The sequence below is a fragment of the Streptomyces sp. B5E4 genome, assembly GCF_039871555.1.
In the GTDB taxonomy this organism is placed as follows: Bacteria; Actinomycetota; Actinomycetes; order Streptomycetales; family Streptomycetaceae; genus Streptomyces.
Map to the genome: position 1 here is coordinate 1 of NZ_JBDPMI010000039.1, position 25,115 is coordinate 25,115.

The following is a 25,115-nucleotide window of genomic DNA, read 5'->3' on the forward strand; positions in this document are numbered from 1 at the left end:
GCCCCGAAGGACCGCCGCCCGGCCGGGGCGGGGGCCGTACGGTGCGTACGGCCGTGCCGGGGCGGGGCTAGCGCGACGCCGCGCCCGCCGGTTCCGGCTCCTGCTGCGCGTCGGGAGCCGGCGGCGGGGCCTCTTCGCGTTTCGACAGCGGCCCCGGCCACCAGATCTTCTTGCCCAGCAGCCAGCTCGCGGACGTCACCAGGTAGGTGCGTACCAGGAAGGTGTCCAGCAGGACGCCGACCGCCACGACGAAACCGATCTCGAACATCATCACCATCGGCATCGTCCCCAGCGCCGCGAACGTCGCCGCCAGCACCACGCCCGCCGAGGCGATCACGCCGCCGGTGCGGCGCAGCGCGGTCAGCGCCGCGGTGCGGGTGTCGGCGCCGCCCATGGCCTCCTCACGCATCCGGTGCAGCAGGAAGATGCCGTAGTCGACACCCAGTGCCACGCCGAAGACGAAGGTCAGCAGCGCCAGTTCGCCGCCGGTGCCCGGGTAGCCCATGACCGGTTCGAAGACCAGACCGCCCAGGCCCATCGCCGCGCCCCACGACGCCACCACGGCGACGGTCAGCACCAGCGGCGCCACCAGGCTGCGCAGCAGGGCGATGAGGATGACCAGGACGGCGGCCAGGGTGAGCGGGATGACGAGCTTGCGGTCGCCGGAGTTGGCCTCCGCCAGGTCCAGCGCCTCCGCGCTGGGTCCGCCCACCAGGGCGTCGGCGCCGTCGATGGCGCCCAGTTCGGAGCGCAGGTCCGCGATCGTGCGGTCCTCCCCCGCGGACTGCGGCGGGTCGGCGGCGTAGACGGTGATCTCGCTGAACCCGTTGCCGGAGCGGGCGACCTCCGCGGAGACGACGCCCTCGACGCCCTGCGCCGCCGACAGCGCCGCGTTCGCCTGCGCGTCGTCGGCGACGACGACGATCGCCTGGGCGCTCTGCTCGGGGTACGCCTCCTTCAGCTTCTCCATCGCGGTGATCGACTCGGGCTTGTCGGTGAAGGCGTCCTCCTGCTTGAGGTTGCCCGGCAGGTTGAACGCGCCGAGCGCCAGAGCGCCCAGCAGCACCACGCCGCCGACGAGGATCATCACCGGGCGGCGGCCCACCGAGGAGCCCATCCGGTCGAAGAAGCCGCGCCGCTTGGGCTCGCTGCCGTAGGCGGGGACCAGCGGCCAGAAGATGCGGCGGCCGAAGAGCACCATCAGCGCCGGCAGCAGCGTCGTCATGACCGCCAGCGCGCACACCACGCCGACCGCGCCGACCGGGCCGAGGCCCGCGCTGGAGTTGAGGTCCGCGGCCAGCAGGCAGATCAGGGCCGCCGCGACCGTACCGGAGGAGGCCAGGATCGCCGGGCCGCAGTTGCGCACCGCCGTCAGCATCGCCTCCTGCGGGTCGGTGGTGCGGCGCAGTTCCTCGCGGTACCGGGCGACGAGCAGCAGCGCGTAGTCGGTGCCCGCGCCGAAGATGAGCACCGTCATCATCGCGGAACTCATCGAGTTGACCGTCAGGTCGAACGCCTGGATGAGGCCGTAGACGACCGCCATGGCGCTCATCGACGCCACTCCCACGCAGACCAGCGGCAGCAGCCACAGGAACGGGCTGCGGTAGGTGAGGATGAGCAGGATCGTCACGATGCCCGCCGTGGCGTACATCAGGGTGCCGTCGACCTGTTCGTAGACCGCCTCGGAGTCGGCCTGGATGCCGGCGGGTCCGCCGAGTTCGACGGACAGGCCCTCGGGGGGATCCGCGACGAGCTGCTCGCGGATCTCCTCGACGGCCGCCAACTGGGCGTCCTCGTCGGGCAGTCCGACGACGGAGAACGGCATCATCAGCGTGTTGCCGTCCTCGGCGGGCACGGCCTGCGGCGTGCCGTCCTTCGCCAGCTCGTACCCGTCGGCGAGGACGCCGGCGTGCTCGGCGGCGAGTTCGCGGTCGGCGGCGGTGAGGCCGCCGTCGCGCTGGTAGACGAGGACGCCGTTGAGGGTGTCGCCGCCGGGCAGGTCCTCGGTGATCTGCGACACCTGGGTGGAGTCGGCGCTGCCCGGCAGATAGTCGACGGCCCGGTCGCGGCTGACGTCGCCGAGCTTGCTGCCGAACGGCATGGCCAGGGCGAGGATCGCGATCCACAGGCCGACCACGGCCCAGGGCAGCCAGCGGCGCCCTGATCTCGTCGCGGGGCCTGGTGGCGCTTCGGGTGGTGCGGATACGGCGCCCATGGCGGGCTCTCCCTCCGGGAAGCAACTGGACTGGCCCCAGCTTCCCCGGGGATCCGACGCCGTTCTTCGCTCCCGGGTGCGAAAACCCGCCTACTGCGCGGGGTGGCCCGCGGCCCCCGTTGCTCCCCGGGGAGTACTACGCGCCCTCTTTCATCACCGTTCGTACGAGGGCGCGTTGCGCGTCGGTCAGCCGCGGGTCGGCGAAGTGCGCGGTGCGGCCGTCCGCCGTGAGGCGGTACGCGAAGCCGTCCGGTACGCCCGCGGGCGGGACCGCGCTGCCCTCCGCGAGCGCCCGGCCGGCCAGGGCCTCCAGGCCGGCCGCGTCCGCGCGGCCGGCCGTGTCCAGGGTCGCCTGGCGGGTCAGGCCCGCGAAGCCCCCGGTGCGGGTGACGGTGATGCGCATGCCCCCACGCCTACCCCGCCTGCGGCGCCGCACCCTGCGGGGCGGGGGTCTGCCGCGGCACCGTGGCCTCCTCGTCGGTGTCCACGCCGACCTGCGACCACGCCGAGAGCACCGCGGAGCGCTCCGCGCCGTCGCCGTAGCAGGCCTCGGCGGCGGCGACGGTGGCGGCGGCGAACGCGGCGAAGTCGGCGGTGGTGGTGAGGCCGCCGCCGGTCAGCACGTCGTACCAGATGAGTCCGGCACGCTCCCAGGCGTTGCCGCCGAGGTCGGTGGCCAGCAGGTAGAAGGCGTGGTTGGGGATGCCGGAGTTGATGTGGACGCCGCCGTTGTCGGTGGAGGTGTGCACGTAGTCCGCCATCGTCGCCGGCTGCGGGTCCTTGCCGAGGACGTCGTCGTCGTAGGCGGTGCCGGGGGCCTTCATCGAGCGCAGCGCCTCGCCGGAGACGCCCGGGGCCAGCAGTTCGGCGCCGATGAGCCAGTCGGCGTCGCCGGCGCTCTGGCCGAGGACGTACTGCTTGATGAGGGAGCCGAAGACGTCGGAGACCGACTCGTTGAGCGCCCCGGACTGGCCGAAGTACTCCAGGTTCGCGGTGTACTGGGTGACACCGTGCGTCAGCTCGTGGCCGATGACGTCGACGGCGAGGGTGAAGTCGAGGAACACCTCGCCGTCGCCGTCGCCGAAGACCATCTGCTCGCCGTCCCAGAAGGCGTTGCCGTAGTCCTCGCCGTAGTGGACGGTGGCGTTCAGCGGCAGCCCGGCGCCGTCGATGGAGTCGCGGGCGAAGCCGCTGAGGAACAGCTCGAAGGTGGCGCCGAGGCCGTCGTAGGCGCGGTTGACGGTGGCGTCCCCCACGGCCTTGTCACCCTCGCCGCGGACTTTCCTGCCGGGCAGGTCCTGGGTCGTCCTCGCATCGAAGACGGTGCGCCTGGGCTTCGCATCGTCCTGCGCCGGGCGCGCGGCCGGCGGGGCGGCGGCGCCGCGCACGGTGGTGATACGGCGGCGGGTGCGCTGCAGCGCGTCGCGCTCCAGGGTGCGGCGGGCGCGGGCCGACAGCGCGGGGTTGTCGGTGCGGGCCAGCTTGTCCAGCATGTGGGGGGGCACGATCGTGCAGAACACGGGGGTGTGTGAGGATGCGTCCATACCCCGCAATGTGGCACTAAGTAATCGAGTTGTCACTCCCCGCAGCGAATTCTTCGCGATTTCGGGTGGCGGGGGCCGTCGCGGAGGCCGCCGGGGGTCTCGCATCGTGATACTGATCGGCCGGCGCCACCGCGGCTGGGCTACATTGGTCGGCATCGTGCGATACGGGCTGCTTCTTCTTAGCCGCCGCGGCGAGGGTCTGCAGTCGTAGACCGACCCCCTCCCCGCGGAGTCCGGTGCTGCCACCCGTCGGTCGACGACCAGCTCGCGCGAAGGAGCCCACGCCACCATGTCCCACCCCGGTAATGCCGTCGGCCGCGGTACGCCCGTCACCGCCGCCACCGTGCGCCAGCAGCCCTCCGGCATGCCCGTGCACCGCTACCGCCCGTACGATGCCGTCGACATCCCCGACCGCACCTGGCCCGGCAACCGCATCACCCGTGCCCCCCGGTGGCTCTCCACCGACCTGCGCGACGGCAACCAGGCCCTGATCGACCCCATGTCGCCGGCGCGCAAACGCGCCATGTTCGACCTCCTGGTACGCATGGGCTACAAGGAGATCGAGGTCGGCTTCCCCTCCTCCGGGCAGACCGACTTCGACTTCGTCCGCTCCGTCATCGAGGACGGCGCCATCCCCGAGGACGTGACGATCTCCGTCCTGACCCAGGCCCGCGAAGAGCTGATCGAGCGCACCGTCGCGTCCCTCAGGGGCGCCCGCCGCGCCACCGTCCACCTGTACAACGCCACCGCGCCCGTGTGGCGCGAGGTCGTCTTCCGCGGCTCGCGCGACGCGGTGAAGCAGATCGCCGTCGACGGCACCCGGCTGGTCGTGGAGTACGCCGAGAAGCTGCTCGACGACCGCACGACCTTCGGCTACCAGTACAGCCCGGAGATCTTCACCGACACCGAGCTGGACTTCGCGCTGGAGGTCTGCGAGGGCGTCATGGACGTCTGGCAGCCCGAGGACGGCCGCGAGATCATCCTCAACCTGCCGGCCACCGTCGAGCGCTCCACGCCCTCCACGCACGCCGACCGCTTCGAGTGGATGTCGCGGAACCTGTCCCGCCGCGAACACGTATGCCTGTCCGTCCACCCGCACAACGACCGCGGCACCGCCGTCGCCGCCGCCGAGCTGGCGCTCATGGCGGGCGCCGACCGCATCGAGGGCTGCCTGTTCGGGCAGGGCGAGCGGACGGGCAACGTCGACCTGGTCACCCTGGGCATGAACCTGTTCTCGCAGGGTGTCGACCCGATGATCGACTTCTCCGAGATCGACGCGATCAGGCGCACCTACGAGTACTGCAACCAGATGGGCGTCCACCCCCGCCACCCCTACGTCGGCGACCTCGTCTACACCGCCTTCTCCGGCTCCCACCAGGACGCCATCAAGAAGGGCTTCGAGGCGATGGAGGCCAAGGCCGAGCAGGCCGGCAAGCCCGTCGGGGAGCTGGAGTGGGCGGTGCCGTACCTGCCCATCGACCCCAAGGACGTGGGCCGCTCCTACGAGGCCGTCATCCGCGTCAACTCCCAGTCCGGCAAGGGCGGCGTGGCGTACGTGCTCCAGCACGACCACAGCCTCGACCTGCCGCGGCGCATGCAGGTGGAGTTCTCCCGCATCATCCAGACCAAGACCGACGCCGAGGGCGGCGAGGTCACCCCCGCGCAGATCTGGGACGTCTTCCGCGACGAGTACCTGCCCAACCCCGGCAACGCCTGGGGCCGCATCCAGCTCCGCGGCGGGCAGACCACGACCGACCGCGACGGCGTCGACACCCTCACCGTCCAGGCCGACGTCGACGGCGCCGGGACGACCCTCGTCGGCACCGGCAACGGCCCGATCTCCGCGTTCTTCCACGCCCTGCAGGGCGTCGGCATCGACGCGCGGCTCCTGGACTACCAGGAGCACACGATGAGCGAGGGCGCCAGCGCGCAGGCCGCCTCGTACATCGAGGTCGCCGTCGACGGCAAGGTGCTGTGGGGCATCGGCATCGACGCCAACACCACCCGCGCCTCGCTGAAGGCCGTCGTCTCCGCGGTCAACCGCGCCGCCCGCTGACGGCCTCAGCACCACCGGAGCACCCCGCGCCCCGTGCGCCGTCCGACCGTGGACGGGGCGCGGGGCGCGGCTCGTTCGCACCGCCTTGACGTGCACGAGGGCTGACGATGTCGGCCGGTGTGGTTAGCATCACGTCAGCGCGGCAGCGTTGCCGAAGCGTGATGGAGGTCGACGTGACGCATATCCTCCGCCGGTTCGCCGGTGTGCGGACGTCCTGGCACACCGAGTCGGACGGTGAGTTCTTCTGCCCCGGGTGCGGCGGCGACCGCAACTACCGCCGGCGTACCGGCAGACGGCGGTTCACCGTCCTCGGCGTGCCCGTGCTGCCGCGCGGCGCCGCGGGACCCGTCGTCGAATGCACCGGCTGCGGCGGCCACTTCGGCCTCACGGCCCTGGCGGAGCCCACCTCGACGCGCTTCGCCCTGCTGCTGCGCGACGCCACCCACGCCGTCGCGCTCGCCGTCCTGCACGCCGGCGGCACCTCCTCCTCCGCCGTCCGCTGCACCGCCGTCACCGCCGTGCGCACCGCGGGCTACGACGACTGCACCGAGGAGCAGTTGCTCACGCTGCTGGCCGCCATCGAGGCCGACTCGGGGCGGATGCCAGACCTGTGCGCCGACCTCCCGCCGGAGCAGCGGAACTTCGAGGCGGAGCTGCGCGAGACGCTGGCGCCGCTGGCGCCGCACCTGGTGCCCGTCGGGCGGGAGTCGATCCTGCTGAGCGGCGCGCGCATCGCGCTGGCGGACGGGGCGTACACGCCCCCGGAGTGGGAGACGCTGGTCGTCGTCGGCGACGCGCTGATGCTGCCGTCCTCGGACGTCGAGCGGCTGCTGACGTCGGCGCGCACGCCGTCCTGAGGGGGCGCGGGTTCCCGTCACGGGCGGGCGCGGCCCGGTGCGTACGGCACCGGCGCCCCCGGGGGCGTACGGCACGGGCGTTCTCCGGTGCGTACGGCACGGGCGCCCCCGGGCTCGTACGGGAGGCGCGCGGGACCCGCGTGCCTCCACGCGCCCCCGCGCTCAAAAGCCCAGCCGGCGCAGCTTCTTCGGGTCCCGCTGCCAGTCCTTGGCGACCTTCACGTGGATGTCGAGATAGACCGGCGTGCCCAGCAGCGCCTCGATGTGCCCGCGGGCCTGGGTGCCGATCTCCTTCAGCCGCTTGCCCTTCGGCCCGATGACGATGCCCTTCTGGCTGTCGCGCTCGATGAACAGGTTGGCGTGGATGTCCAGCAGCGGCCGGTCCGCCGGGCGGTCCTCACGCGGCTCCATCTCGTCGACCACCACCGCGATCGAGTGCGGCAGCTCGTCCCGTACGCCCTCCAGAGCCGCCTCCCGGATCAGCTCGGCGACCATCACCTGCTCCGGCTCGTCGGTCAGCTCCCCGTCCGGGTACAGCTCCGGGCCCTCCGGCAGCAGCGGCACCAGCAGGTCGGCGAGCAGGTCGACCTGCTTGCCCACGACCGCCGAGACCGGCACCACCTCCGCCCACTCGAAGCCCAGCTCCTTCGCCATCCGGTCCACGGCCACGAGCTGCGCGGCGATCGTGTCGGAGTCGGCCAGGTCGGTCTTGGTGACGACGGCGACCTTCGGGGTACGCCGCAGGGCGGCCAGCTCGCCGGCGATGTACCGGTCGCCCGGGCCGATCTTCTCGTTCGCCGGCGCGCAGAAGCCGATCACGTCGACCTCGCCCCAGGTGGCGCGCACCGCGTCGTTGAGCCGCTGGCCCAGCAGCGTTCGCGGCTTGTGGTAGCCGGGGGTGTCGACGAGCACGAGCTGCGCGTCGGGGCGGTGGACGATGCCGCGCACGGTGTGCCGGGTCGTCTGCGGCCGGCTGGAGGTGATGGCCACCTTCTGGCCGACCAGCGCGTTGGTCAGGGTCGACTTGCCGGCGTTGGGCCGGCCGACGAAGCAGGCGAAGCCGGAGCGGTGCCCGGTGTCAGGGGTGGTCATGGGGAGCATTCTCCCCGACCGCCGCCGGACGCCGACCGCCGCTCCGGCACCCGCGGTCCCCGGCGCTCCGGGACTCGGCATTGCCGGCGCCCGGTGCCCGCGGGAGCTACGCGCCCAGCAGCCGCGCCCCGCCCTGCGGGGCCAGCCCGTCGAGGACCTCGTCGATCCGCGCCAGGGTGTCGGGGTGCAGCTCGACGCGGGCCGCGGCGACGTTCTCCACGATGTGCGCCGGCGTCCGGCTGCCCGGGATGGGCACGACGTGGTCGTCCCGGTGCAGCAGCCACGCCAGCGCGAGCTGCCCCGGCGTGAGGCCCACGTCGGCGGCGACCGCGCGCAGCGGCGCGAAGCGGTCGTGGTTGGTCCTGAGGTTGGCGGCGTCGAAGGCGCCGATGTTGCGGCGGAAGTCGCTCTCCGCGACGTCCGTCACCGAACCGGTGAGGAAGCCCGTACCCAGCGGCCCCCACGCGACGAGGCCGACGCCCAGCTCGCGCGCTGCGGCGTGCAGGTCCGGGTCGACGGGCGTCCACATCGACCACTGCGTCTGCACCGCCGCGACCGGGTGCACGGCGTGCGCGCGGCGCAACTGCTCCGCGGTGACGTTGGACAGGCCCAGGTGGCGGACCTTGCCCTCGGCGACCAGCTCGGCCATGGCGCCCGTGGTGTCCTCGACCGGCACGGCGGGGTCGGGGTAGTGCACGTAGTACAGGTCGATGCGGTCGGTGTCCAGATTGCGCAGGGAGCTCTCGGCGTAGCCGCGTACGTACCGCGGCTCGGCGTTGACCGTGAGGTGGCCGAAGGCGTAGCTGACGGGATGCGTACGCCCCTCGGCGCCCTCGGGGAGGCGCAGCCCGAACTTCGTGGCCACCACCACCTCGTCGCGCCGGCCGCGCAGCGCCCGGCCGACGAGGCGCTCGTTGTGGCCGTCGGGGCCGTAGGCGTCGGAGGTGTCGACATGCGTGGCGCCCGCGTCGAGCGCGGCGTGCACCGCCGCGACGCCGCGGTCGTCGTCGGTCTCGCCGTACACGCCGGGCGAGAGCACCATCGCGCCGTAGCCGATGGCCGGGGATTCAAGGGCGCCCAGGGAGCGGGAGGGGACGGTGCCCGAAGCTGTGGTCATGCCCGCAGCCTCCGTGGAATTGCGTGGCGGCGTCCAAGACCTATGGCTATAACCGGTGGCTATGGACGTCCACGTACGCGATCTGCGCTACTTCGCGGCGGTCGCGGAGGAGCTGAGCTTCACCCGCGCCGCCGAGCGGCTGTACGTCTCCCAGCCGGCGCTGTCCAAGCAGATCAGGGCGCTGGAGCGGCAGCTCGGCTTCCCCCTCTTCGAGCGCCGGGCGCGCACGGTCGCGCTCACCCCGCAGGGCGCGGCGCTGCTGCCGGCGGCGCGGGAGCTGACGGCGGGCTGGGCGGAGGCGGTACGGGCCGCGCGCACGGCCGGGCCCGCGGAGTCGCTGGCGGTGGGCATGCAGACGGCGGTGGGGCGTGACCTGCAGCGGGAGGTACTGGGCCGGTTCCGCGACCGGGGCTGGCGGATCTCGCTGCGGCTGGTCAACTGGGAAGACCCCACGGCGGGGCTGGCCGGCGGGGGCGCCGACGCGGCGTTCTGCTGGCTGCCGGTGCCGGGGGTGGGCACGGAGCTGACGGCGAAGGTCCTCGCCCGGGAGGAGCGCTGGGTGGCGCTGCCGCGGGGGCACCGGTTCGCGGGCCGGGCGTCGGTGGACTTCGCGGAGCTGCTGGACGAGCCGTTCGTGGCGCTGCCGCGGTCGGCGGGCGTGCTGCGCGACTTCTGGCTGGGGACGGCGGAGCGGGCCGGGCGGGAGCCGGTGGTGGCGCTGGAGGCGTCGTCGCCGGAGGAGGTGTTCGAGGCGGTGGGCGCGGGCCTGGGCGTGGTGCTGCTCGCGGAGGGCAACGCACGGCTGTACCTGCGGCCGGACGTGGTGTCGGTACCGGTGCGGGGGCTGGCGCCGTGCGAGCTGGCGCTGCTGTGGCGGGCGGACGACGGGCGGCGGGAGGTCGCGGAGTTCGCGGCGGCGTTCCGGGAGGCACCGGTCGCCGCGGGCGGCGGGAGCGGGGGCGGCGAAGCGGGACCGGGAGGGCAGGACCGCAGGGCCCGGGAGAGCGCGGGGGAACACACAGAGGCCGGCGCGGGCGGCGCGGCCGGCGCGGCGATAAGGCACCTGCGGGGCCCGGGCGCGGGCGTGTAGTCGCGTACGCGTGGGGCGCGGGCGTGTAGTCGCGTACGCGTGGGGCGCGGGCGTGCGCCGCGCATGCGGGGTCGGTGCGGGCGGCGCGGGCGCCGGTCGGGCGGCGCGGCGGCGCGCGGAACATCACCCTCAGGATGGACTGTACGGAACGTAGCACCGTGGTTACCTGAAGTCGTGATCGTCCGTGCCGCACTCGTCCGCGGGCTCGCCCTGCGCGCCTGGCTCGCGCTGCTCCTCGGGGTGCTGCTGGTGCCCGGCGGAGCCGTCGAGCGCGCGAGCGCCGCGGACGTCCTCCCCACGTCCTCCGCCGCCCCCGGGGCGGCCGGAGCCGCGGGCGAGGCGGCCCCCGGCGAGGACACCGGCCCGGCGCCCGGTCTCGCCCGGCGCGGCCCGCGGCCGGCGAAGGCCGGGCGCTCCGACCGGGCCGGCCGCATGGCGGCCGTCGCCTGGCCCACGCCCCGGACGCCGCGGGACGCCCCGGCCGCGGGCTCCCCGTGGCGCTCCCGTGCCCCGGAGGCGGCGGTACTCACCGCCGCCCGGGGGCGGTACGCCGTACTGCGCTGCTGACAGGGCCCGCGGGGCGCGCCCGTTTCGCACAGGGACGCCTGCCCCGCTGCCCGTACCCCCACGTCAGCACGCCAGCGGCAAGCCGGAGTTCGCCATGCCGATCGACCTCTCGCGCGCGCTCGAAGCGTACGTGCGCGCCCAGACCCTCCCGTCCCCGCCCGCCGACAAGCCCGCCGACCAGCCCGCCGACCGATCCGCCGACCCGCCCACCGTCCCCGGACCCCACGACCGCCGCCCCGCCGGGCCCGCCCCTGCCGGCCACGACCGGGCAGCCGGCCCCGTGCCCGAATCCGCTCCCACCCCCCACCCCACCCCCGCAGAACCGCAGGCCGACGCCGCCCGTCCGGCCCCCGACGTCCCGCCCGAGCCGCCGGGGGCTCCGCTGACGGCGTAACGGCGCCTCGCCGCTCACGGGCTACCGCGGTACCGGGGTAGCCCGTGAGCAGGCACCCGCGCCTCCGGCACACGTCTGGCGTACCCACGTCGAAACTCACTGGCCACAGCCGCACCTCCCCCCGTTACGATGGCGTCAGGGCCTGCGTGTGGAGCAGGCGTCGGGACCCCGGGCGTGGTCCGTCCGGCGGGTCCTCCTCACAGTTACGCGAGCGAAGAAGTGGGATGAGATTCAGGCCCCAGGGCCGGCCCATGACACAGACACCCGTAAGCCGCACCCCCGACGAGGGACGGGCCCGCGCCCACATCACCATCCCGGCGAAGCACCCCATGGTGACCGTGCTGGGCTCCGGAGACTCCCTCCTGCGGGTCATCGAGAAGGCGTTCCCCGGCACCGACATCCACGTGCGGGGCAACGAGGTCAGCGCCGTCGGCGCCTCCGAGGAAGTCACCCTCGTGCAGCGCCTCTTCGACGAGATGCTGCTCGTCCTGCGCACCGGAGCCCCCATGACGGAGGACGCGGTGGAGCGGACGATCGCCATGCTCAAATCCGACCGCGACGACGAGGCCGGCGGGCACCACGCCCCCTCCGAGGTCCTGACACAGAACATCCTGTCCAACCGCGGCAAGACGATCCGCCCGAAGACGCTGAACCAGAAGCGCTACGTGGACGCGATCGACAAGCACACCATCGTCTTCGGCATCGGCCCCGCCGGCACCGGCAAGACGTACCTCGCCATGGCCAAGGCGGTCCAGGCCCTGCAGTCCAAGCAGGTCAACCGCATCATCCTGACCCGCCCCGCGGTCGAGGCGGGCGAACGCCTCGGCTTCCTGCCGGGCACGCTGTACGAGAAGATCGACCCGTATCTGCGCCCGCTGTACGACGCGCTGCACGACATGCTGGACCCGGACTCGATCCCCCGCCTGATGGCCGCGGGCACGATCGAGGTCGCCCCCCTGGCATACATGAGGGGACGCAGCCTGAACGACGCGTTCATCATCCTCGACGAGGCGCAGAACACGAATCCCGAGCAGATGAAGATGTTCCTGACCCGGCTCGGGTTCAACTCCAAGATCGTCGTCACCGGTGACGTCACGCAGGTCGACCTGCCGGGCGGGACGAAGAGCGGGCTGCGGCAGGTGCAGGGGATCCTGGACGGCGTGCAGGACGTGCACTTCACAACGCTGACCAGCAAGGACGTCGTGCGGCACAAGCTGGTGAGCCGGATCGTCGAGGCGTACGACAAGTACGACGTCCGGACCGGCGACGACAGGAACGGCAGGGCCTAGACCCGTGTCCGTCGAGGTCAACAACGAATCCGGGGTCGAGGCCGACGAGGAGGCCGTGCTCGGGGCCGCCCGGTACGCGCTGGCGCGGATGCGCATCCATCCGCTGTCCGAGCTGTCGGTGATCCTCGTCGACCCCGCCGCGATGGAGCAGTTGCACGTGCAGTGGATGGACGAGCCGGGGCCGACGGACGTGATGTCGTTCCCGATGGACGAGCTGCGGCCGCCCGCCAAGGACGACGAGGAGCCCGTGCAGGGGCTCCTCGGTGACATCGTGCTCTGTCCCGACGTCGCCCGCCGGCAGGGTGCGGCGGCGCCGACCGGGCATTCCATGGACGAGGAGCTGCAGTTGCTCACGGTGCACGGGGTACTGCATCTCCTCGGCTACGAACACGAGGAGCCCGCCGAGAAGGCCGAGATGTTCGGTCTGCAGAAGGCGATCGTCGACGGCTGGCGCGCCGAACGCGGCGTAACCGGGCCTTCGCCGGCGCCCACCGAGCGATGACCGCCCGGCTGATCGCCGCGGCGGTCCTGCTCGTGGGGGTCGGCTGGCTGGCGTCGTGCGCGGAGACGGCGCTGGCGCGGACGACGCGGATCGCCGCCGAGGACGCGGTACGGGCCGGGCGGCGCGGGTCGGCGAAGCTGCTGGCGGTGACGTCCGACCCGGTGCGCTATCTGAACGTGGCGCTGCTGGTGCGGGTCGGCTGCGAGATGGCCGCGGGTGCGCTCGTCACGTACGCCTCCCTGCGTCATTTCGACCGCACCTGGGAGGCGTTGACCGTCGCGATCGCCGCGATGGTCCTCGTCTCGTACGTCGCGATCGGCGTCTCGCCGCGCACCATCGGGCGCCAGCACCCGGTGGCGACCGCGACGGCGTCCGCGTACGTGCTGCTGCCGCTGGCCCGCATCATGGGCCCGGTGCCGCGGCTGCTGATCCTGCTGGGCAACGCGCTGACGCCCGGCAAGGGCTTCCGCCAGGGCCCGTTCGCCTCGGAGGCGGAGCTGCGCGCGATGGTCGACCTGGCGGAGAAGGAGTCGCTGATCGAGGACGACGAGCGGCGCATGGTCCACTCGGTCTTCGAACTCGGCGACACCCTGGTGCGCGAGGTGATGGTGCCGCGGACGGACGTGGTGACCATCGAGCGGTACAAGACGCTCCGGCAGGCGCTGACGCTCGCGCTGCGCTCCGGTTTCTCGCGGATCCCGGTGACGGGCGAGAGCGAGGACGACGTCGTCGGCGTGGTGTATCTGAAGGATCTGGCGCGCAAGGTGCACATCAGCCGGGAGGCCGAGTCGGAGCTGGTCTCGACGGCGATGCGGCCGGCGGCGTTCGTGCCGGACACGAAGAAGGCCGCGGACATGCTGCGGGAGATGCAGCAGCAGCGGATCCACGTGGCGGTCGTCATCGACGAGTACGGGTCGACGGCGGGGATCGTGACGATCGAGGACATCCTGGAGGAGATCGTCGGCGAGATCACCGACGAGTACGACCGGGAGCTGCCGCCGGCGGCGGAGCTGGGCGAGGGGCGCTTCCGGGTCACGGCCCGGCTGGACATCGGCGACCTGGGCGAGCTGTACGACCTGGAGCTGGACGACGAGGACGTGGAGACCGTCGGCGGGCTGCTGGCCAAGCAGTTGGGGCGGGTGCCGATCGCGGGGGCGACGGCGGAGGTCGACGTCACGCACGACGGTTCCGACCCGGGGCTGCGGGCGCTGCGGCTGACGGCGGAGTCGCCGGCGGGGCGGCGGAACAAGATCGTGACGGTGCTGGTGGAGCCGGTGCGGGTGGTTGCGGCGGAGGCGGAGGAGGGGACGTAGGGGGTCGTCGGTGCGGGCGGGTTTCGGACCGTACGGCACGGGCCGCCTGCCCGGTCCGTACGGCGTACGGGCCCGGCGCCCCCGCGCCGGGCCCGCTTCCTCCGCACCGCCGTCAGGCGGCGGTGCGCGTTCCGCGGCGCAGGCCCGCCGCGGTCAGCAGCGCCACCGCGACCAGCACCGCCGCGTCGGCCGCCAGGCCCAGCCGCAGGCCGTCGAGCAGCCCGCTCCGGCTCGCGGCCAGCGCGCTGAGCAGTGGGATGCCCACGGTCATACCGAGTTGCTGGGCGCTGGTGACGACGCCGGTGGCGAGGCCCTGCCGCTCGTTCGGCACCCCGGAGGTCACGGTCAGCCCGTACGCGACGATCGCCCACAGGTGGAAGAACGCGGCGACCGCGCCGAAGACGGTGACCAGCCACACGCCGGCCGACGAGCCGCCGACGAGCACCAGCGGCGCGGTGGTGACGCCCTGCGCCAGCAGCCCCGCCTGGAGCGTGCGGTGGGGGCCCCAGCGGGCCACAAGCCGCGGCGCGACGGTGCCGCCGGCGGCGGCGGTCAGGCCCATGACGCCGAAGATCAGCCCGGTGTCGAGGGCGCTGATGCCGCGGATCTCCTGGAGGTAGAGGGTGGAGAGGAAAACGACGGAACTCATCATCGAGAACGTGGCCAGCCCGCCGAGCGCCCCCCACGCCACCGTCGGGCGGCGCAGCAGCGGCAGCGACACCAACGGCTCGGCGGTCCTGGCCTCGATGACCACGAACGCGACGAGCAGCGCGGCGCCGGCGGCGAGGGTGACGGGGACGTCGGGCCGGCCGAAGCCGTGTTCGGCGGCCGCGGACAGGGCGTAGATCAGCGCGAGGAGGCCGCCGGTGACGGCGATGGCGCCGGGGATGTCGAGCCGAGGGCGGCGGTCGGGGCGGCTCTCGGGGAGCACGCCGGGTGCCACGGCCAGCACGGCGACGGCGGCGACGGCGAGCAGCGCCATCGTGGAGCGCCAGCCGAAGGCCTCGGTGAGTACGCCGCCGAGGAGCATGCCGGCGGTGAAGCCGAGCGCCATGATGCTGCCCATGATGCTCAGCGCCCGGGAGCGCTGCGGGCCTTCGGGGAAGCCGGTGGTCAGCAGGGCCATGCCGGTGGGGACGAGGGCGGCGGCGCCGAGGCCCTGGAGGGCGCGGCCGGCGAGGAACGACGCGGGGTTCCAGGCGAACGTGGCGAGGGCGGACGCGACGGCGAAGGCGGCGAGGCCGGCGAGGAAGAGCCGGCGACGGCCGAAGAGGTCGCCGAAGCGGCCGAAGAGGAGCAGGAAGCCGCCGGAGGGCAGGGCGAAGGCGGTGACCGCCCACTGCAGGCTGGCCTGGCCGAGGCCGAGGTCGGCGCCGAGTTCCGGGAGGGCGACGTTGAGGATGGAGAAGTCGAGCGCGACCATGAACTGGGACGCGCAGAGGACGAGGAGCACCAGCCGGGCCCGGCCGCTGAAGTGGACGGGGGCGGCGGCCGGAGCGGGCGTGGTGCCGTCGGGCGCGTGGTCGCCGGGCGCGTCGGCGCCCGGCGTGGAGGTGGCCGGTGCGGAGGTGGCCGGTGCGGAGGTGGCAGCCTTTTCGTGGGCGGCCGGCGTCGTGGTCTCGGATGGCATGGGAACAGAGTCCGGCGGGCCGCGGTTTGCTGGGGAGCGGGAACTTATCCTGGTGGCCGTACCACCAGCTACGGACGAGGGGGATCCATGGCAACGACCGTCACGCCGCCCGCGGGCGGCATGAGGTCCCGCAGGCACCGTGAGCTGCGCGAGTTCCTGATGACCCGCCGGGCGCGGGTGAGCCCGGCCGAGGCGGGGCTGCCGGACGGCGGCGCCCGGCGCCGTACGCCGGGGCTGCGCCGCGAGGAGGTCGCGGTGCTCGCGGGCGTGGGGGCGAGCTGGTATCAGTGGCTGGAGCAGGGACGGGACATCACGGTCTCCCCACAGGTGCTGGACGCGGTGGCGCGGGTGCTGCGGCTGAGCGCCGTCGAGCGGCGGCATCTGTACGTGCTGGCAGGGCTGAACCCGCCGGCGCGGACGACGGAGTACGACCCGGACTATCTGTGCGACGGGCTGATGCGGGTCATCGACAGCTGGATGCCGCTGCCGGGGCACATCATGGACGCGTACTGGAACACGATCGCGCACAACGACGCGGCGGCCATGATCTTCGGTATGCGGCCGGAGATTTCCGAGAACTGCCTCGTCAACTTCTTCACCGACCCCGTGTACCGGGCCCGTTCGACGCGCTGGGCGCAGACGGCGCCGGTTGTGGTCGCGGAGTACCGGGCGGCGATGGCGGAGCGGCTGGACGACGAGGGCTTCCGGCTGGTCGTCGACGGACTGGCGGAGCAGAGCGAGGAGTTCCGCGAGCTGTGGAGCAGCGGGGACGTGGCCGCCGCCGGGCAGACGGCGAAGGAGGTCGAGCACCCGCTCGCGGGCACGCTGTTCCTGGAGAGCACGCATCTGCAGCTGCCGGCCCGGCCGGATCTGACGATCGTGCTGCACAACGCGGCGGAGGGCACGGACACGGCGGAGAAGCTCCGGTGGCTGGCGTCCCCGGAGGGCCGCCGGGAGGGCCTGCGCCGCATCGCGGGCTGACGGCGGCCCTCGTTCTCCCCCGCCCGCGGGCGGTGGGGGCGGGCCGCGTGGGCGGGGGGCGGCGGGGGGTTCGTATGCTCCGGGGTATGAGTGAGAGCAGCTCGCTGGATCCCGAGGACCGCAAGATCGTCACGCTGGCCCGGAGCACACGCGCGCGCAACGCCGTGCCCGAGGGTGCGGCCGTACGGGACGAGACCGGCCGCACCTACGTCGCCGGGACCGTGGCGCTGGACTCGCTGCGGCTGACCGCGCTGCAGACCGCCGTGGCGATGGCCGTCGCCAGCGGCGCCACGTCGCTGGAGGCGGCGGCGGTCGTCACCGAGGCCGAGGCTCCCGCGGACGCGGACCTCGCGGCCGTCCGCGACCTCGGCGGCCCTGGCACCCCGGTCCTGCTGGCCGCCCCGGACGGCGAACTGCGCGGTACGACCCGGGCCTGAGGGAACCGGGAGCCCGCCGACGTGCGGGGGCATCCGTACGACCGCAGCGGCGCAGCGCACGGCCCCGGCCCGTACGACCGGAACCGCCCTACGGGGCGTCCCGCTCCGGGCGGAAGCCGATCGTCGGGACCGCCCGGCGCAGCGGCCAGTGCCGGGGGGCGCACGGCGTGATGCCGTCCAGGAACGCGTAGCGGGCGAGGGCCTGGGGGTCCTGCTCCTCGACCGTGCGTATCCGCTCCCACCACGCCGCCACCTCCGTCCAGCCCGGGGCCGACTGGGAGCCGCCGAACTCCTGCACCGACAGCGCCGCCGTCAGCCCGGCCAGAGCCAGCCGGTCGGCCAGCGGGTAGCCCGCGAGGGACGTGGTGACGAAGCCGGCGACGAAGACGTCTCCGGCGCCGGTGGTGTCCAGGGCCGCCACCGATATCGCCGGCACCTCGGCGCTCTCGCCCGTGCGCCCGTCCACCGCGTACGCACCCTCGGCGCCCATCGTGACGACCACGACCGGCACGTGCTCCGCGAGCGCGTGGGCAGCCGCGCGCGGCGAGGACGTGCCCGTGTAGCGCATGGCCTCCGCCGCGTTCGGCAGGAACGCCTCGCAGTGCGCCAGCTCCGGTATCTCCGCCAGGTCCCAGCGCCCGGTGTCGTCCCAGCCGACGTCGGCGAAGATGCGGCTGCCGTGCAGCGCGGCCTGCTCGATCCACGGCTGCCGGCGGCCCGGGTCGAGGGAGGCGACGCAGGCGCGGCTCGGCGGCGGGCAGCGCGGGGGCTCGTCGGGGGGCGGCTCCTCGTGGCCGTGGGAGACCATGGTGCGCTCGCCGTCGTACGCCATGGAGACGGTGACCGGCGAGTGCCAGCCGCGGCACGTACGGGACAGGGACACGTCGACGCCCTCGCCCGCGAGGGCCTCCTGGCAGTGGTCGCCGTACACGTCGTCGCCGAAGGCCGTCGACAGCGACGTCCGCAGGCCGAGGCGGGCCAGAGCCGTCGCCATGTTCGCCACGCCGCCGGGGCTGGAGCCCATGCCGCGGGCCCAGGACTCCGTGCCGCGGACGGGGGCGCTCTCCAGGCCGGTGAAGACGATGTCCAGGAAGACCGTCCCCGTCAGATAGACGTCGACGGCCGGGTCCGCGGGGCCACGCACGTGCGTGAGCGGGTCCACGGCCGCCACGGATGCGGCAGACGAAGCGGTGGTCACGTGGGCGCCTCCTTCCACACCGGGCCTCCAGCACCGAGAACGGAACACTTGTCCGACTGTTTTCAGTCTGCCTCAGCCCACTGACAACGGCCCTCCGCGTCCGGCCCCGCCACCCTCAGCGCCGCGCCGGCACCGCGACCCTGCCCAGGTCCGCCGCCACCGTCAGCGGCCCCGCGTACCCCGCCTCGCGCGCCTCGCGCGCGAAGTCCGCCGGGTCCGGATAGCGCTGCGAGAAGTGCGTCAGCACCAGGTGCCGTACGCCCGTCGCGATCGCCACCCCCGCCGCCTGGCCCGCCGTCAGATGCCCGTACTCCACGGCCAGGTCGGTCTCCGCCCCCAGGAACGTCGACTCGATGACCAGCAGGTCCGCCTCCTCGGCCAGCGCGTACACCCCCTCGCACAGCCCTGTGTCCATGATGAACGCGACCCGCTGCCCCCGGCGCGGCTCCGAGACCTCCTCCAGCCGGACGCCCCGCAGCACGCCCTCGCGCTGCAGGCGCGAGATGTCCGGCCCGGTGATGCCCGCGCGCGCGAGATGGCCGGGGAGCATCCGGCGGCCGTCCGGCTCGACGAGGCGGTAGCCGTACGTGTCGACGGGGTGGTGCAGGCGGCGCGCCTCAAGGCTGTACGCGGGCGTGGTGGCGATCACGCCGTCGCCCTCGACGGGCCCCTCCTCGATCTTCGCGGTCTCCCGGTACGCGCTCGCGTACCGCAGCCGCTCGTAGAAGTGCCGCCCGCTCGCCGGGAAGTGCACGGTCACGGGGTGCGGGACCCGGTCGAGGTGGAGGCGCTGGATGACGCCGGGCAGGCCCAGGCAGTGGTCGCCGTGGAAGTGGGTGACGCAGACGCGGGTCAGCCCGTACGCGGCCACGCCGGCGCGCAGCATCTGGCGCTGGGTGCCCTCGCCGGGGTCGAAGAGGATGGCGTCGCCGTCCCAGCGCAGCACGTAGCCGTTGTGGTGGCGCCGGCGGGTGGGGACCTGGCTGGCGGTGCCGAGGACGACGAGTTCGCGGGCGGACAAGTCCGGGCGGCCCGCGCTACCCGGGCGGCCAGTTCAGGCCGCGGCCTCCGAGCACGTGGGCGTGCGTGTGGAAGACGGTCTGGCCCGCGCCCGCCCCGGTGTTGAACACGACGCGGTAGCCGGTGGCGTCGATCTTGTCCTCGGCGGCGACCTCGGCCGTCTCGCGCAGCACGTCGGCGAGGAGCTGCGGATCGGCCGCGGCGAGGGCGCCGGCGTCCGGATAGTGGGCCTTGGGAATGACGAGGACGTGCGTGGGCGCCTGGGGGTTGATGTCGCGGAAGGCGATCGTCGTGGCGGTCTCGCGGACGACGGTCGCGGGCACCTCCCCCGCGGTGATCTTGCAGAACAGGCAGTCGGCCTGCGGCTCCCCGGCCATGTTCCCGGCCTCCTTCGTACGAGTCGGGCGGTACGGGCCGCATGGTACCCCGCGGCCCGTACCCGACGCCCCCGCCGCTACTCCCCCGCCGGGGACTCCGGCGACGCCTGCTCCGACGCCTCCGGCACCGCGCCCGGCACCTGTGGCGGCACCGCCGCCGGGCTGCGCTCCAGCTCCTCCAGCGCCAGCCGCACCGCCGTCTCCAGCTGCGGGTCGCGCCCCTGTGCCCAGTCCTCCGGCGTGAGCAGCACGTCCACGTCCGGGTCCACGCCGTGGTTCTCCACGCCCCAGCCGGGACCGTCCAGCCAGATGGCGTACTTCGGCTGCGTCACCAGCGTGCCGTCGACCAGCCGGTAGCGGCTGTCGATGCCGACGACCCCGCCCCAGGTGCGCCGCCCGACGAGCGGCCCGATGCCCAGCGCCCGGATCGCGGCGCTGACGATGTCGCCGTCCGAGCCGGAGAACTCGTTGGCCACCGCGACCACCGGCCCGCGCGGCGCGTCCATCGGGTAGCTGACGGGCTGGAGCCCGCGGCCCGCGTCCCAGCCGACGACGCGCCGGGCCAGCTTCTCCACGACGAGCTGCGAGGTGTGCCCGCCGCGGTTGTCGCGGACGTCGACCACGAGGCCCTCGCGGGCGACTTCGACGCGCAGATCGCGGTGGAGCTGCGCCCAGCCGGGGCCCTGCATGTCGGGGACGTGGAGGTAGCCGAGGCGGCCGCCGGAGGCTTCGCGTACGTACGCGCGCCGGCCCGCGACCCACGCGTGGTAGCGCAGCGGTTCCTCGTCGGCGGTGGGGACGATCACCGCGTAGCGCACGTCGCCGCCGTCGGCGGGCAGCACGCTCAGCTCGACCGGCTTGCCCGCCGAGCCCACCAGCAGCGGCGCGGGCCCGGCCAGCGGGTCCACGGGCCGGCCGTCGACGGCCACGATCGCGTCGCCGGGGCGGACCGCGGCGCCGGGTGCGGCCAGCGGGGAGCGGGCGTGCGGGTCGGAGGTCTCGGACGGCAGGATCCGCTCGACGCGCCAGCTGCCGTCGTCCCCGCGGGTGACGTCGGCGCCGAGGAGCCCCTGCCGCCGCTCCGGGGCGCCCGCGGACGTGCCGCCGCCCGGGGGGACGACGTACGCGTGGGACGTCCCCAGCTCGCCCTGCACCTCCCACAGCAGGTCGACGAGGTCGTCGTGGGTGGCGACGCGCTCCAGCAGCGGGCGGTAGCGCTCCAGCACGCCGTCCCAGTCGACGCCGCCGAGGTCGGCGCGCCAGAAGTGGTCGCGCATCAGCCGGCCGGCCTCGGCGTACATCTGCCGCCACTCCGCGGCCGGGTCGAGCAACTGCCGTACGCGCGTGAGGTCGACGGTGACGTTGTCGCCGTCCCCGTCGTCGACGTGGCTGGCCTTGCGGTCGGCGGGGACGACCTTCAGCTTGCCGTCGGTGCGCAGCAGGATCCGGGTGCCGTCGCCGGTGACGGTGAAGCCCTCGGCGTCGTCGGCGAGTTCCTCGACGCGCTGCTTGCCGAGGTCGTAGCGCTCCAGCCGGGTCGTGGGGCCGTCGTCGTCGGGGCCCGCGGCATCGGTGCCGAGGACGCCGCGCAGCGGGTGGGTGAGCCAGAGCAGGCCGCCTTCCGCGGCGCGCAGCGCCGAGTAGCGGGCGGCTTCGACAGGGAAGGGCAGGATGCGGTCGGCGAGGCCGTCGAGGTCGATGCGGGTGACCGGCGGGGTGTCGCCGGAGCCGGCGTCGTCGCCGTCGTCCGAGGTGCCGCGCTCGGGGGCCCGGCCGTGGCGCTGCGGGCCGAACGGCGAGGGCGTCTCGGCGGCCAGCGTGATCAGGTGGGGGCGGCAGGCGTACGGGAACGACAGGTCGAAGACGTGGCTGTCGTAGACCGGGTCGAAGGCCCGCTCGGAGAGGAACGCCAGGTGTTTGCCGTCGGCGGTGAACGCCGGGGAGTAGTCGCGGAAGCGCAGCGGTGTGGCCTCGGCGACGGCCAGCCCGTCGGTGGTCGCCAGCCGCAACTGCCGCAGCTCGCCGGGGCCGGGATGGGACCAGGCCAGCCAGGCGGAGTCGGGCGAGAACACCAGCCCGCCGGCGTCGCCGTACTGGCTGGCGTCGACCTCGCGTACGTCACCGGAGGCGCGTTCGACGAGGAGCACCCGGCCGTCGTGCGAGGCGACGGCGACGCGGCTGCCGTCCGGCGCGACGGCCAGCCCGGTGACGCGGCCGAGGCGCCCGGCGGCGACGCGGCGGGGGGTGGCGCCGGCGTCGCGGCCGGCGGCGGGGGTGAACTCCAGGGCGTCCTCGCCCTCGGCGTCGGTGACGAACACGACGTGCTCGGCGCCCTCGGCGCGGAAGACCCGCGGCATCCGGGCCCGTACGCCGGGCTCCGCGGCCAGCGCGCGGGCGGGGCCCTCGCGGTGGGTCACCCAGTGCAGGGTGCCGCGGATCTCGACGGCGCTGCCGCGGCCGGTGTGGTCGGGGCGGGCGGTGCCGAGGTTGAGGCGGGAGCGCAGCGGGCGGGGGCGCAGGTCGGTGCGCTGGCCGCCGAGGCGGATGTCGAGGCGGCGGGGCTCGGTGCCGTCGTCGAGGTCGTCGAGGAGCCACAGCTCGCCGCCGCTTGCGTAGACGACGCGGGCGCCGTCGGTGGCGGCGTGGCGGGCGTAGAAGCCGTCGAGGGGGGTGTGGCGGCGCAGTGCGGCGTACGCGTCGGGGGCGTCGGTGTCGGCGGAGTACAGCGCGCCGGTGCCCTCGTGGTCGGAGAGGAACGCCAGCCGCCCGCCGGCCCACAGCGGATACTCGGCGTTGCCGAGGACGGCGTCCAGTTCTGCGGGCCGGGTGAACTCCGCGTCCGCCGCGGTACGCAGCCACAGCCGGCCCGCGGTGCCGCCGCGGTAGCGCTTCCAGTACGCCGCCTCGCGGCCCATGCCGGCGGTGAGCAGCGCGACGCGGCCCTCGGGACCGTACGCGACGTTGCCGACGGGTCCGAACGGCAGCGTGTGCGCGGGGCCGCCGTCGGGCGGCACGGCGCGGGCCCAGGTGCGGCGCAGAGAGTACTGCCCGTGGGTGGTCAGCGCCAGCACGTCGCCGCCGGGCGTCCAGCCGCGTACGGAGGTCTTGCCGCTGCCCCAGTACGTCAGCCGGACGGGCGCGCCGCCGTCGACGGGCGCGACGAGGACCTCGGGGGCGCCGTCGCGGGTGGAGGTCCAGGCGACGCGGGTGCCGTCGGGGGCTATGCGCGGGTGGTCCACCGGCATGTTGTCGGCACTCACCCGCCAGGCGCGGCCGCCGTCCAGGGGCGCGGCCCAGACGTCGTCCTCCGCCGTGAAGGTGATCAAATCGCCGTGCAGGTGCGGGAATCGCAGGTAAGCAGGCTGAGTCACGTCGATCATCCCATCATGCGGAAGCGGTACTCACCACCGCTTTGCGGTGCGGTGTGACCTTCGTCCTGTACCCGCCCTGTCCCGGGGTGGAACGAATCGGGACGTAACTCTGAACACTGCGGGAAAACCCCTGGGTTCCCGTGCGCGGAACGTCGGGATCCGGGCGTACGGAACCTCTCGCTCCGTTCGCTCAGGACCACCGCCCGGTCGCGGCCAGCACCACCGCGCCCGCCGCGGTGCCCGCGGTGGAGGTGCGCAGCACGCTCGGCCCCAGCCGGTACGCTCCCGCACCCGCCTCCGCGAACGCGGCCAGCTCCTCCGGCGCGACCCCGCCCTCCGGGCCGACCACGAGCACGATCTCCCCCGCCTCCGGCAGCGCGGCGGCGGCCAGCGGCGCGGCGCCCTCCTCGTGCAGCACGGCCGTGAAAGCCGCGCCCGCGAGCAGCGGCAGCAGCTCCTTGGTCGAGTGCAGCGCGGCGATCTCGGGGAAGCGCAGCCGGCGGGCCTGCTTGCCCGCCTCGCGGGCGGTGGCGCGCCACTTGGCGAGGGACTTCCGGCCGCGCTCGGCACGCCACTGGGTCACGCAGCGGGCCGCCGCCCACGGCACCACCGCGTCCACACCGGTCTCGGTCATGGTCTCGACGGCCAGCTCACCGCGGTCGCCCTTCGGCAGGGCCTGCACGACGGTCAGCCGGGGGCGCGGCGCCGGCTCCTCGCGCACCTCGGTGCAGGTCACCAGCAGCCGGTCGCGGCCCTCCGCGCCGGCCACGGTGCCGTACGCGCCGCGCCCCGCGCCGTCCGTGAGCACGACGTCCTCGCCGGCCCGCAGCCGCCGTACGGACACCGCGTGCCGCCCCTCCGGGCCGGTCAGCGCCAGCACCGCACCCGGGCGGGCGGCGTCCAGCACGGCGGCCTCGGCGACGAACACCGGGGCGGTCACAGCAGACCGCCCGGGGCGTCGCCGGCGGGCTTCGACGTCCCGCTGAGCGCGTCGGCCAGCTCCCGCGCCAGCACCTCCACCAGCTCCGCCGCGGGCAGTTCCCGCGCCAGCCGGTAGCCCTGACCGGCCCACAGCGCCATGCCCTGCGGGTCGCCGACGCGGGCGGCGGCGGCGCGCAGCGTGGAGGTCAGGTGGTGGACCTGGGGGTAGGCGGCGGGGGCGTACGGGCCGTGCTCGCGGACGAACCGGTTGACCAGCCCGCGCGCGGGGCGGCCGGAGAAGGCGCGGGTCAGCTCCGTACGCGTGAACACCCCGCCGGTGACGGCCCGCTTGTGCAGCGCGTTGGCACCCGACTCGGGGCAGACCAGGAACGCCGTGCCGAGCTGCGCGGCGGCGGCGCCCGCGGAGAGCACCGCGGCGATCTGCCCGCCGCGCATCAGCCCGCCGGCGGCGATCACGGGCACGTCGACCGCCTCCAGCACCTCGGCGAGCAGCGTGAGCAGGCCGCGGCCCACGTAGTCGTCGCGGGGGTCGTTGCGGAAGCCGCCCTGGTGGCCGCCGGCCTCGACGCCCTGCACGCACACGGCGTCGGCCCCGGCGGCCTGCGCGCGGCGCGCCTCGACGACGTTGGTGACGGTGACGACGGTGTACGTCCCGGCGCGGGCGAAGGCGTCGAGCACGGCCGCCTTCGGGCAGCCGAAGGTGAACGACACCAGCGCCACCGGCTCGTCCAGGAGTATCGCCACCTTGGCGTCGAAGGCGTCGTCCGTGCCGGCCTCGGCGTCGCCCAGCGCCGTGCCGTACCACTCGACCTCGCCGGCCAACTGCTCGGCGTACGCCTCGATCTGGGCGGGGTCCGGCGGCGCGGGGGGCTGGGGCATGAACAGATTGACGCCGAAGGGCCGGTCGGTGACGGCCCGCAGCTGGCGGATCTCCTCGTACATCGCCTCGGGCGTCTTGTACCCGGCGGCGAGGAACGCCAGGCCGCCGCCCTCCAGCACGCCGGCCGCGAGCTGCGGACAGGATGCGCCACCGGCCATGGGCGCCTGCACGATCGGGAAGGTGAACAGATCGTTCAGCTCGGTGGGCATGGGCTCAATCCTGTCATGCAGGTCGGACGCCGGC

Annotated in this window: 22 protein-coding genes; 10 read left to right on the forward strand and 12 right to left on the reverse strand. The window is 74.3% G+C overall.

Going from position 1 to position 25,115, the window contains the following annotated elements:
* Positions 1 to 67 precede the first annotated feature (67 nt).
* The 3 genes from ABGA99_RS32790 to ABGA99_RS32800 all read right to left on the reverse strand — a co-directional run bounded on the left by ABGA99_RS32790 (position 68) and on the right by ABGA99_RS32800 (position 3,759).
* Entirely contained in the window at positions 68 to 2,137 is a 2,070-nt protein-coding gene (locus tag ABGA99_RS32790; protein WP_347577998.1) for an MMPL family transporter, read from the reverse strand.
* A 214-nt stretch (positions 2,138 to 2,351) separates the two neighbouring features.
* Positions 2,352 to 2,618, reverse strand: coding sequence for a protealysin inhibitor emfourin (locus ABGA99_RS32795; RefSeq protein ID WP_347577939.1), 267 nt, complete (start codon positions 2,616 to 2,618; stop codon positions 2,352 to 2,354).
* Between the two features lie 10 nt (positions 2,619 to 2,628).
* Positions 2,629 to 3,759 carry a M4 family metallopeptidase gene (locus ABGA99_RS32800; RefSeq protein ID WP_347584069.1) on the reverse strand — a complete coding sequence of 377 codons (1,131 nt, stop codon included), beginning with the start codon at positions 3,757 to 3,759 and terminating at the stop codon, positions 2,629 to 2,631.
* Positions 3,760 to 4,048: 289 nt separating this feature from the next.
* Here ABGA99_RS32800 and leuA point away from each other — a divergent pair, with 289 nt between their 5' ends.
* On the forward strand, positions 4,049 to 5,815 hold the full coding sequence (gene leuA / locus ABGA99_RS32805; protein ID WP_347577941.1) for a 2-isopropylmalate synthase: 1,767 nt from the start codon (positions 4,049 to 4,051) through the stop codon (positions 5,813 to 5,815).
* Positions 5,816 to 5,976: 161 nt separating this feature from the next.
* A complete protein-coding gene (locus ABGA99_RS32810; protein ID WP_347577942.1) occupies positions 5,977 to 6,672 on the forward strand; it encodes a TerB family tellurite resistance protein in 696 nt (231 codons plus the stop codon).
* Positions 6,673 to 6,834: 162 nt separating this feature from the next.
* On the opposite strand, the gene era is transcribed toward ABGA99_RS32810, so the two are convergent.
* Both era and ABGA99_RS32820 read right to left on the reverse strand, forming a co-directional pair.
* Positions 6,835 to 7,764, reverse strand: a complete 930-nt coding sequence (era, locus tag ABGA99_RS32815; protein WP_347577943.1) for a GTPase Era — start codon at positions 7,762 to 7,764, stop codon at positions 6,835 to 6,837.
* A gap of 106 nt (positions 7,765 to 7,870) precedes the next feature.
* Complete coding sequence (locus tag ABGA99_RS32820; protein WP_347584070.1) at positions 7,871 to 8,881, reverse strand: aldo/keto reductase; 1,011 nt, start codon at positions 8,879 to 8,881, stop codon at positions 7,871 to 7,873.
* A 61-nt stretch (positions 8,882 to 8,942) separates the two neighbouring features.
* Here ABGA99_RS32820 and ABGA99_RS32825 point away from each other — a divergent pair, with 61 nt between their 5' ends.
* The 6 genes from ABGA99_RS32825 (at position 8,943) to ABGA99_RS32850 (ending at position 14,036) form a co-directional block, all read left to right on the forward strand.
* On the forward strand, positions 8,943 to 9,971 hold the full coding sequence (locus tag ABGA99_RS32825) for a LysR substrate-binding domain-containing protein (RefSeq protein ID WP_347584071.1): 1,029 nt from the start codon (positions 8,943 to 8,945) through the stop codon (positions 9,969 to 9,971).
* Between the two features lie 174 nt (positions 9,972 to 10,145).
* Entirely contained in the window at positions 10,146 to 10,538 is a 393-nt protein-coding gene (locus tag ABGA99_RS32830; RefSeq protein ID WP_347584072.1) for a hypothetical protein, read from the forward strand.
* Positions 10,539 to 10,632: 94 nt separating this feature from the next.
* Positions 10,633 to 10,932, forward strand: coding sequence for a hypothetical protein (locus ABGA99_RS32835; protein ID WP_347577947.1), 300 nt, complete (start codon positions 10,633 to 10,635; stop codon positions 10,930 to 10,932).
* Between the two features lie 251 nt (positions 10,933 to 11,183).
* A complete protein-coding gene (locus ABGA99_RS32840; RefSeq protein ID WP_347584073.1) occupies positions 11,184 to 12,221 on the forward strand; it encodes a PhoH family protein in 1,038 nt (345 codons plus the stop codon).
* A gap of 4 nt (positions 12,222 to 12,225) precedes the next feature.
* Positions 12,226 to 12,723, forward strand: coding sequence for an rRNA maturation RNase YbeY (gene ybeY, locus ABGA99_RS32845; protein WP_347577949.1), 498 nt, complete (start codon positions 12,226 to 12,228; stop codon positions 12,721 to 12,723).
* Positions 12,720 to 14,036, forward strand: coding sequence for a hemolysin family protein (locus ABGA99_RS32850; protein WP_347577950.1), 1,317 nt, complete (start codon positions 12,720 to 12,722; stop codon positions 14,034 to 14,036). The genes ybeY and ABGA99_RS32850 overlap by 4 nt, the downstream gene beginning before the upstream one ends.
* 112 nt (positions 14,037 to 14,148) lie before the next feature.
* Here ABGA99_RS32850 and ABGA99_RS32855 read toward each other — a convergent pair whose 3' ends face one another.
* On the reverse strand, positions 14,149 to 15,666 hold the full coding sequence (locus ABGA99_RS32855) for an MFS transporter (protein ID WP_347584074.1): 1,518 nt from the start codon (positions 15,664 to 15,666) through the stop codon (positions 14,149 to 14,151).
* 87 nt (positions 15,667 to 15,753) lie between these two features.
* On the opposite strand from ABGA99_RS32855, the gene ABGA99_RS32860 reads away from it, so the two are divergent.
* Both ABGA99_RS32860 and ABGA99_RS32865 read left to right on the forward strand, forming a co-directional pair.
* Complete coding sequence (locus ABGA99_RS32860; RefSeq protein WP_347577952.1) at positions 15,754 to 16,647, forward strand: helix-turn-helix transcriptional regulator; 894 nt, start codon at positions 15,754 to 15,756, stop codon at positions 16,645 to 16,647.
* 74 nt (positions 16,648 to 16,721) lie between these two features.
* The gene (locus tag ABGA99_RS32865; RefSeq protein ID WP_347577953.1) at positions 16,722 to 17,084 is read left to right on the forward strand and encodes a cytidine deaminase; all 363 of its coding nucleotides are present in this window, start codon (positions 16,722 to 16,724) and stop codon (positions 17,082 to 17,084) included.
* An 88-nt stretch (positions 17,085 to 17,172) separates the two neighbouring features.
* On the opposite strand, the gene ABGA99_RS32870 is transcribed toward ABGA99_RS32865, so the two are convergent.
* The 6 genes from ABGA99_RS32870 to ABGA99_RS32895 all read right to left on the reverse strand — a co-directional run bounded on the left by ABGA99_RS32870 (position 17,173) and on the right by ABGA99_RS32895 (position 25,081).
* Positions 17,173 to 18,282, reverse strand: a complete 1,110-nt coding sequence (locus tag ABGA99_RS32870) for a PfkB family carbohydrate kinase (protein ID WP_347584075.1) — start codon at positions 18,280 to 18,282, stop codon at positions 17,173 to 17,175.
* A gap of 115 nt (positions 18,283 to 18,397) precedes the next feature.
* On the reverse strand, positions 18,398 to 19,303 hold the full coding sequence (locus ABGA99_RS32875; RefSeq protein WP_347577954.1) for a ribonuclease Z: 906 nt from the start codon (positions 19,301 to 19,303) through the stop codon (positions 18,398 to 18,400).
* Positions 19,304 to 19,319: 16 nt separating this feature from the next.
* Positions 19,320 to 19,679, reverse strand: a complete 360-nt coding sequence (locus tag ABGA99_RS32880; protein WP_347577955.1) for a histidine triad nucleotide-binding protein — start codon at positions 19,677 to 19,679, stop codon at positions 19,320 to 19,322.
* A gap of 77 nt (positions 19,680 to 19,756) precedes the next feature.
* A complete protein-coding gene (locus ABGA99_RS32885; RefSeq protein WP_347584076.1) occupies positions 19,757 to 23,050 on the reverse strand; it encodes a PDZ domain-containing protein in 3,294 nt (1,097 codons plus the stop codon).
* Positions 23,051 to 23,240: 190 nt separating this feature from the next.
* Complete coding sequence (locus ABGA99_RS32890; RefSeq protein WP_347584077.1) at positions 23,241 to 23,990, reverse strand: 16S rRNA (uracil(1498)-N(3))-methyltransferase; 750 nt, start codon at positions 23,988 to 23,990, stop codon at positions 23,241 to 23,243.
* Entirely contained in the window at positions 23,987 to 25,081 is a 1,095-nt protein-coding gene (locus tag ABGA99_RS32895) for a nitronate monooxygenase (protein ID WP_347584078.1), read from the reverse strand. The genes ABGA99_RS32890 and ABGA99_RS32895 overlap by 4 nt, the downstream gene beginning before the upstream one ends.
* Between the last annotated feature and the right edge of the window lie 34 nt (positions 25,082 to 25,115).